This window comes from Chitinimonas sp. (assembly GCF_041904975.1).
Taxonomy (GTDB): Bacteria; Pseudomonadota; Gammaproteobacteria; order Burkholderiales; family Chitinimonadaceae; genus Chitinimonas.
The window spans coordinates 4,026-12,666 of sequence record NZ_JAYRLZ010000117.1 but is presented as its reverse complement, the minus strand read 5'-3'; the positions used below and the strand labels follow the sequence as shown (position 1 = coordinate 12,666).

The window sequence follows — 8,641 nt, the reverse complement described above, 5'->3', positions numbered from 1 at the left end:
GAGCTGCGAGGAGCGCAGGGAACCCCGCGAAGCGGGGCGAGGCCGTCGGGTCGCCTTTTCTTTCGGTACTTTCTTTTGGCGAAGCAAAAGAAAGTACCCCGGCCGCGGGCCGGGACCCGCTCCAAATCATCCGCGCCGCAGGCGCAAAAAGCCGACGTCGAACTTTCGGCGCAAAACGCGCCGCTTTAATTGCCCTGCGGCCTTCGCCCGAATGGGGTGCACCCGTGGTTGTAAGGGGCTAAAGCCCCAACAACCACGCCGTCGCCCAAGTCGGCGGCTCGGGAACTCGGCCCTCCGGGCTCAAACACCCCTTGCCTTCTCCCGACTTGGCCTGCGATGCTCGGCGCAATCGAGGGCAGAGGGCGCTCCGTAGCAAGCACAGAAGAGCATCTAGCGACGTAGGGCTGCCGCCCGCCATCGCGGCTCAAGCCGCTTCTACACAAGGCGAGGCGGACATGGCTCGCCCTGAACCTCGCGGCGCTGCCGCGCCCCCCCGCCGCGCAGCAATTCGCCACGCCAGTACTTCGATGATTTGCTAGGCTCGTAAGCGGGCCGAATATATTCCTTGCGGCTGCTTCTTCAACCAATCAACGCGGGGCCTTGCATGACTTTTCATACCACCGACCTGAGCGACCAGCATGGCGAGCGCCTGCTGGTGGCTGATCCGATCTTCCGGCACTTTGGCTTGCGTCCCTGCTTTGCCGGGCCGATTGCCACACTCAAGGTATTCGAGGACAACAGCCTGGTGCGCAGCACCCTGGAAACCGAGGGCCACGGCCGGGTGCTGGTAGTGGATGGCGGCGGCAGCCTGCGTTGTGCGCTGGTGGGTGGCCAGCTTGGGGAGTTGGCGGTGCAGCATGGCTGGTCGGGCCTGGTGGTGTGGGGTTGTGTGCGCGATACGCTGGAATTGAATGCGCTCGATGTCGGCATCCGCGCGCTCGCCACTCATCCGCGCAAGAGCGTGAAGCGCGGCGAGGGAAGTAGCGGCATGCCGGTGCATTTTGCCGGCATTACCTTTACCCCTGGCTGGTGGCTGTATGCCGATGAAGACGGCATCGTGGTTGCCCCCGAGCCGGTTCACTGAGAAACCGCCATGGCGCGCTCCCTGTCTGCCTTGATTGCCGACCCGTCGTCCGGCACCCGCCTGTCGGTGCGTAATGTATTGCAGGAGCTGGGCGTCGGGCGGATCGATACCGCATCGGGCGTGGCTGAGGCGCGGCGGCGCCTGCTGGAGAGCCGCTACGATATCGTGCTGTGCGAATACCATTTCGACTCGGAAGAAACCGGGCAGGATTTGCTGGAGGAAATGCGCGAACGCAAGGCCATGCCGATTTCGACCATTTTCGTGATGGTGACCGGCGAGGCCAGCTATGCGCGGGTGATCGGCGTGGCCGAGGAAACGCCGGACGACTATATGCTCAAGCCGGTGCAGACTGGCGAGTTGTCCGACCGCATCCAGCGCGCTTTTACCCGGCGCGAGGCCTTGATCGACATTTACGAAGCGCTCAATGCCAATGATTTCAACCGCGCCTTGAAAGAGGCGCAGCAGATCATGCAGCAAAAAACGCCCTATCTGGCCGATGTGGTGCGCATCGCGGCCAATACCCTGTACCGGCTGGGCCGCTTTGCCGAATCGGCGCGCATGTACCAACGCATCCTCGAAACCCGTAATCCGGCCTGGGCCAAGCTGGGCCTCGCTAAGGTGGCCTTGCGTCAGGGCGACCATGCCACCGCCGAGAAGGCGATGCTCGATATCGTCGGCCAGCATCTGCAATACTTGCCGGTGTATACCCAGCTGGCCGATCTGTATGTAAGCGACGAGCGCTATGCCGATGCACTCGATATCACCGAACAGGCGATCAAGATCACCCCGCATAGCGTGCGCCGCCTGCAGCAGGCCGGGCAGATTGCCTATAGCCTGGGCAACAAGGAATTGGCCAATGACTACCTGGGCCGGGCGGTGCGCTTTGGCGGCGGCCGACCCGCTGATCTCGATTACCGCAGCATCTTTTATATCTTGCTGATGCAGTTCGACAGCGGCCACAGCAGCGATGCGGCCAGCCTGGTCAAGCAGATTGCCGCCAAACAGAAAGCCGGTGCGGACGAGGGCAGGCGCGGCGCCTGGTATGGCGAGCTGGCCGTTGCTACCGAGGCTATCGCGCGGCGTGAGCCCCTGGCCGCGGTGGATATCCTGCGCAAGCTGGCTGGCCATTGCGATGCGCCGGAATTCGACTTTGCCTTGGCGCTGGATTACGTGACGGTGATCGACCGGCTGTACGCCGAAGATATCGGCGCCACCCTGGCCGAATGGGTGCAGCCGATGGCCTACCGCTTCGCCAGCAGTCGCCATGCCCAGGAATTGCTAGGCCAGCGGGTGGCCAGCCGTACCCGCCTTACCGAGCTGATCAACCGTGCGGCCGACGAGATCGCGCAGATCGCCGAGCAGGCCGCCAGCCTGATGGTGGAGGGCAGTGCCCGTGGCGCTGCCGAATTGCTGGCGCAGGGCGGCTTCAAGCATCACAACAACCGCCTGCTGGCCTCCGCCGCCAATGCTGCCGCCCGCGCATTCCAGGCCACGGGCGAGGCGCAGGACCGACAACAGGCCGAGGCCTGCCTTGCGGCAATGAACCCGCCGGACGAGGCGCTGCGCATCCGCATTCGTGGCTTGTTGGACCAGCAGCAGGGCTGACGCCATGCAGAGCGGGCGCTTGTACACGCCGGTTCTGCCTGGCTGGTTCAGTTCGTCAGAAAGCCGACAAGCAAGCGGTTCAGCCGTTCTGGCTGCTCCAGCATCATCCAGTGGCCGGCGCCGTTCATTTTCTCGTAGCGCCAGTTTGCCGCCACCTGGGCCGAGGCTTGCATCTGTGCCTCGGTCAGGTAGTGATCACCATCGCTCCAGATACCCAGCGTGGCGCACTTTACCTTTGGGCTGGGATGGGGCGTCAGATCGCGTAGCGAAGGTTTGAGATTGGCGCGATACCAGTTGAGGCCGGCGGTCAGCGCGCCGGGGCGAGAGAAGTTGCGTACGGCCGCATCGACATCGCCCTCATTGCGCATCAGCTGGCGGAACAGCGCCCAGTCGTTCTGTTTCAGGTTGGCTTCCGCCACCCCTTCGAACTGGAAGAAGTTGAAATACCAGGATTTTTCGCGCTGCTCGATGGTGTCGAAAGCGCCGGTGCCGGGTGCGCCGACCGACAGCACCGCCAGCTTGGCGACCCGCTCTGGCTGGTATTGCGCCAAACCCCAGGCCAGTGCGGCACCCCAGTCATGGCCGATCACATTGGCTTTGTCGATGTTCAGCGCATTCAATAGGCCTACCATATCGCCGACTGACTTGCTCAGACCATATTCCGCCACCCCTTCCGGGCGCGGCGCATCGCCAAAACCGCGCAGATCGGGCGCAATCACCCGGAAGCCGGCCGCTACCAGCGGATCGATCTGCTTGCGCCACACTGCGTGGCTATCAGGAAAGCCATGCAACAACAGCACCGCCGGGCCCTTGCCGATATCCAGCACCGGAAAGTCGAGGCCATTGACCTTGACCATGGAGACCGCCTGCGCGGCAGTGCTCGCCGTGGTCGGTTCGGCCATGGCTGCGGCGGCAAGCGCACGATGCGATGCCAGGCCCAGACTGGCGATCATCGCCAAGCCCAGTCCGAATCGCATCAAACGCAGGGAACTGGCTAGCTGCTTAGCGGTGTGCTGCATATCACGACCTCAGTTCAGAATCAGACCGCCGATTATGGCGAACCGCCCATGGCCTTCCTGTAACCGAGCGTGGCAGCGCTAAGCGGCATGTGCATCGGGGGGGCATGGTTTGACGATGAGGTCAGCCAATGCCCGTGGTGGGTGGTAGCCGGATGAAGCCAAAGGCGTAATCCGGGGGCGGGCCGGGAGGCCCGCTTGGGGCTGGAATAGACGCCATGATGCCGTGCGGTGCACGGCTCCTGGATTCCGCTGCGCTGCATCCAGGCTACTCGCCGACTGAAACTTGGCTTGGAGCGGGCATCGAGTTTCTTGCAAGGTTACCAATGCACGATCAAGCATTAATTCAACTTTAAATCGAAGATGCATCAAGTAGCCAAGATGAAGCCGCAGGCGTAATCCGGGGGGGCGGGCCGGGAGGCCCGCTTGGGGCTGGAATAGGCGCCGTGATGCCGTGCGGCGCACGGCTCCCGGATTTCGCTGCGCTGCATCCAGGCTACCCGCCAACCATTTCCCTAAGCATGGCTCCCCGCCACCCAGCCCGATGACCAGGCCCACTGGAAGTTGTAGCCGCCGAGCCAGCCGGTGACATCGACCACTTCGCCGACAAAATAAAGGCCGGGTACATTGCGTGCTGCCAGGGTTTTTGATTGCAGGGCATTGGTGTCGACGCCGCCACGGGTGACTTCGGCCTTTTTGTAGCCTTGGCTGCCGCAGGGCACCACCTGCCAGTCGTGCAGGCGGGCGGCGACTTGTTCCAGCTCGGCTGGCCGGTATTGCTTCATCGGCCGGATATCGACCAGGGCGGCGCAGAAGGCCTGGGCAAAGCGCTTGGGCAGCCAGTCGGCCAGTACATTGGGCAGCAGGGCGTCGCTGCGCTTTGCCTCTTCAAACAGCTGGCGGGCATCGCGACCCGGTAGCAGATCGAGGGCGATGGTTTCGCCGGGCGACCAGTAGGAGGAAATCTGCAGAATCGCCGGGCCGGATACGCCCTTATGGGTGAACAGCACATTCTCGCGAAACGCCGGCCCGTTCTCGGCACGCGCCTCGCAGTCGAGCGACACGCCGGCCAGCTCGCCGTAGAGGTCTTTCGGGTCGAAGGTCAGCGGCACCAGGGCCGGCGCGGTAGGCACGATGGCAAGGCCGAACTGGCGCGCCAGATCGTAACCGAAGCCGGTGGCGCCAATCGGCGGGATGGAGAGCCCGCCACTGGCAATGATCAGACTCTGGCAGCGCCAGTGCTCGCGGCTGCTGCGCACAGTAAAGCCGCCGGCCACTTGCTCGACCGAGGCAATGCTGGTGCCCATGCGCCACAGCGTGCCGCCGGCATCGCATTCGGCTTTCAACAAATCGATGATGTCCTGCGCACTGTCGTCGCAGAACAGCTGCCCGAGCTTTTTTTCATGCCAGGCAATCTGGTAGCGATTCACCAGTTCGAGAAAGTCATGCTGGCTGTACTGCGCCAGTGCCGACTTGCAAAAGTGTGGATTGCGCGACAGATAGCGGTCGGCCGCCGTCTGGGTGTTGGTGAAATTGCAACGCCCGCCGCCGGAGATGCGAATCTTCTCGGCCAAGCGCTCGCTATGGTCGATCAGCGCAACGCCGCGTCCACGCTGGCTCGCAGTGGCGGCCGCCATCATGCCGGCGGCACCGGCGCCAATTACCACTACATCTATCTCTTGTTCTGCCATCTAGTGTAATTACTCGCGCAAACGGTATAGTGAGGCTACTTTTCCCCGCCAAGCCAATCCCCATGCGGGTTTCGGCGTGTTTCGGGCTAGCAGCGGTGCGATCCGCCAAGCTGCCGGGTCCGAAAATTCGGTGCGGGCGCCCATTTCCAATCCGCCATTATCTCCGGAGAGACAGATAGCCATGAAATCATTTGGTCTTGCTCGTTCCACCTTTACCGCTGCGCTGGTTGCCTGCGCCTTCGTGCCGATGGCCCATGCTGCCGGCAGCTACAGCAATATGTTCGTGTTCGGCGACAGCCTGTCGGATGTCGGCGGCGTATTTCCGCTGTTGCCGGGTTCGACTGCCGGCAATCGCTGGACCTATGACAAGGCGCCGCTGTATGCCGATCTGCTGGCGGCCAAGTATGGCATCAAGCTTACTCCGGCCAATGCACGCAACCCGGCCTTGCCGGCAGGTGGCAATGACTATGCGCAAGGCGGCGCACGGGTGAATGGTGTCGGTGAGTCGGGCTTCCCCGGTATCGGCGACTCGGTGGTCACCCAGGTGTCGGACTATCTGAAGGCTGCCGGCGGCAAGGCCGACCCGAATGCCCTGTATATGGTGTGGATCGGCGGTAATGATGTGCCGGTGGCGCTCGGTATTGCCCAGGATCCAAGCAAGGGCCAGGCCGGTGCCCAGCAATATCTGGGCAATGCGGCGCAGACTGCGGTCGGCCAGGTGGCAGCACTGCGTGCAGCCGGTGCACAACGCATCGTGGTGGCCAATCTGCCCGATGTCGGTCGCACGCCTGAGTTGTTCAATGGCGTGACCGCTGCGGTGGCCGATGGCCTGTATGCCAAGGTCAACAATGCCACCACCGCCAACGCACTGGCCACCGGCATCGCCGCCGGGATTCCCGCAGCCGCCGGCAATGCCCAGCTGATCGCCCTGCTGGCCGGCGCCATCCAGAAAACCACGGCCTCGGCTGATACCAAGAAGGCCCTGCAAGGCGCAGGCGTGGTTGCTGGTCGTACGGCGCTCAATGCAGCCGGCACCGACGTGGCCGTGCAGCAAACTGCCTACCAGACGGCAGGCGCCAGCGCTGAAACAGCCATTTCCACCGCTTACGCCAATGTCGCCGCCAAGTCGGCGGTGGATGCGCTGGTGGCGGCTGGCCTGGTGCCGGCTGCGGCTGCCAGTGCCACCCAGGCGAAGATCGCAGCGGGCCTCGTTGGCCAGCTGCAATTGCCGTCGGGCACCATCTACAGCAACTGGCAGACCGCCTCGGCCGGTGCCACCACCTTGGGCAATTCGGTGTTCAATGCCACCGAGAACGCTGGCCTGGGCCAGCTTGGCAATGTGGTACAGATCGATATCTACAAGATCATGGGCGAGGCGTTTGCCAATCCCAAGGCCTTCGGCTTTGACAATGTCACCGGCTATGCCTGCCCGGCCGGCGTGGGCGCCAACAAGTGCCTGAGCGGTACCGCTACCGCGCCAGACCTGAGCAAGCAGTATTTCTTCTCCGATCCTTTCCACCCGACGCCAGCGGCCCACGCCATGGTGTACCAGTACATCAGTTCGGTGCTCGATGCGCCTTACTACGCGGCACAGCTGGTCAATGCCCAGCCGGTCACCATCAATGCCGCCCAAGCCCTGCTGGACGAGCGCTATGGCCGTGCCCGTTCGGTCGGCGCTGTTGACACCATCGCCCGCATTTCGCGCCTGCGTAATGATTTCGACAACAGCGCCACCGCGCTGCAAAGCAATGGCAAGGATACGGTTGCATCGCTGGGTGTTGATTGGCAATACAACGCCAATACCTCGGTCGGCATGGTGCTGACCCGCGCTGATCACAGCACCGACTTTGCCAATAATGCCGGCGGTTTTGATGCCACCAATAATCTGTTCTCGCTGTTCGGCCGCTGGGAATCCGGCCCTTGGACGGTTGGTGCCGATGTGAATATGGGCTCCACCCGCTTCAAGAATATCCACCGCAATATCCAGCTCGGCGCGCTGAGCCGGGTGGAAACTGGCGATACCACCGGTACCCTGGTGGGCCTGCGCGCCAAGGCCAGCTATGGCTTCAATGTCGGCGTGCTGACCATTGCGCCGACGGTGAGCCTGGCCTTCCGCGAGACCAAGGTAGGTGGTTACCGCGAAGCAGCCGGTGACGCCTCGTCGATGCGCTATGAAAAGCAGCGCGTCGATTCGGTGCAGGTGGGCGCGGGCGTCAAGCTCGATGCCGATATGGGTCGCGCCAAGCCATTCTTCTCGGCCATGGTGTACGGCAATAGCAAGGATCGCGATCGCATCGTCACCGCCGGCGTGATCGGCCAGTCGTCCAGCTTCGATACCGCAGTCAAGGGTAGCGATAGCAGCAACGGTGTTATCAATGCCGGTGTGCGGGTCGAGATCAGCAAGATGGTGTCCGGCTTGCTCAGCTACACCTATACCGGTGGCCTGTCGGCAGAAAAGCGCGACAGCTTTGCCGCCAGCCTGCAACTGGCTTTCTGATTGCGTAATCAGCACTAGCGGCATCGACAAAACGCCCGGCTTGCCGGGCGTTTTTTTGTGCTTGGCCGTTGCGGCAGCTTGCCATTGCAGGCTGTGCAACAGTCTATTGAGGCTGGCGCTACTTCTGGCGTGTGGCGCACTTGGCTACAGTCGCGGCTCTTTCAAGCCGACCGGAGCCCAGCCATGAGCCAGCAGACTCGCCCCCCTTTGCCCCCATTCAACCGCGAGACCGCCATCCAGAAGGTCAGGGCGGCGGAAGATGGCTGGAATAACCGCGATCCGGAAAAGGTATCGCTGGCCTACACGGCAGAAAGCCGCTGGCGCAATCGCAGTGACTTTTTGCAAGGGCGGGCAGAGATTGTGGAATTTCTCGGCCGCAAATGGGCGCGTGAGCAGCAATACCGCCTGATCAAGGAACTATGGGCGTTTACCGATAACCGCATCGCCGTGCGCTTTGCCTATGAATGGCACGATGCCGATGGCAACTGGTTTCGCTCCTACGGCAATGAGAACTGGGAATTCGACGAGTTTGGACTGATGGCGGTGCGCCATGCCAGCATCAATGATCTGCCGATCGCCGAGGCCGACCGGCTGTTCCATTGGCCGCAAGGTCGCCGGCCGGACGACCATCCGGGCCTGAGCGAGCTGGGCTTGTAATCGTGCAGCTGCCTGGAACGGCCCGACCGGTATGAGCGCGCAAGCGGGACGAATCCCGCTTGCTCGGGCTCCTGGCCATTCTCCCGATCAG

At 62.8% G+C, this 8,641-nt stretch carries 6 protein-coding genes; 4 read left to right on the top strand and 2 right to left on the bottom strand.

The features are described from left to right. The first annotated feature begins 604 nt into the window (after positions 1–604). Together rraA and ACE3OH_RS12230 are read left to right on the top strand one after the other, a co-directional pair. Positions 605–1,084: a ribonuclease E activity regulator RraA gene (gene rraA, locus ACE3OH_RS12235; protein WP_374352833.1), complete on the top strand. Its 480-nt coding sequence runs from the start codon at positions 605–607 to the stop codon at positions 1,082–1,084. 9 nt (positions 1,085–1,093) lie between these two features. Then, positions 1,094–2,689: a response regulator gene (locus ACE3OH_RS12230; RefSeq protein ID WP_374352830.1), complete on the top strand. Its 1,596-nt coding sequence runs from the start codon at positions 1,094–1,096 to the stop codon at positions 2,687–2,689. A 47-nt stretch (positions 2,690–2,736) separates the two neighbouring features. Here the strand turns inward: ACE3OH_RS12230 and ACE3OH_RS12225 are convergent, their stop codons facing one another. Continuing rightward, entirely contained in the window at positions 2,737–3,708 is a 972-nt protein-coding gene (locus tag ACE3OH_RS12225; RefSeq protein ID WP_374352827.1) for an alpha/beta fold hydrolase, read from the bottom strand. 512 nt (positions 3,709–4,220) lie between these two features. Then, positions 4,221–5,396, bottom strand: a complete 1,176-nt coding sequence (locus ACE3OH_RS12220; protein ID WP_374352824.1) for an NAD(P)/FAD-dependent oxidoreductase — start codon at positions 5,394–5,396, stop codon at positions 4,221–4,223. Between the two features lie 181 nt (positions 5,397–5,577). Here ACE3OH_RS12220 and ACE3OH_RS12215 point away from each other — a divergent pair, with 181 nt between their 5' ends. Together ACE3OH_RS12215 and ACE3OH_RS12210 are read left to right on the top strand one after the other, a co-directional pair. Then, complete coding sequence (locus ACE3OH_RS12215) at positions 5,578–7,893, top strand: autotransporter domain-containing protein (protein WP_374352821.1); 2,316 nt, start codon at positions 5,578–5,580, stop codon at positions 7,891–7,893. 183 nt (positions 7,894–8,076) lie between these two features. Continuing rightward, positions 8,077–8,550, top strand: a complete 474-nt coding sequence (locus ACE3OH_RS12210) for a DUF1348 family protein (RefSeq protein WP_374352818.1) — start codon at positions 8,077–8,079, stop codon at positions 8,548–8,550. Positions 8,551–8,641 lie beyond the last annotated feature (91 nt).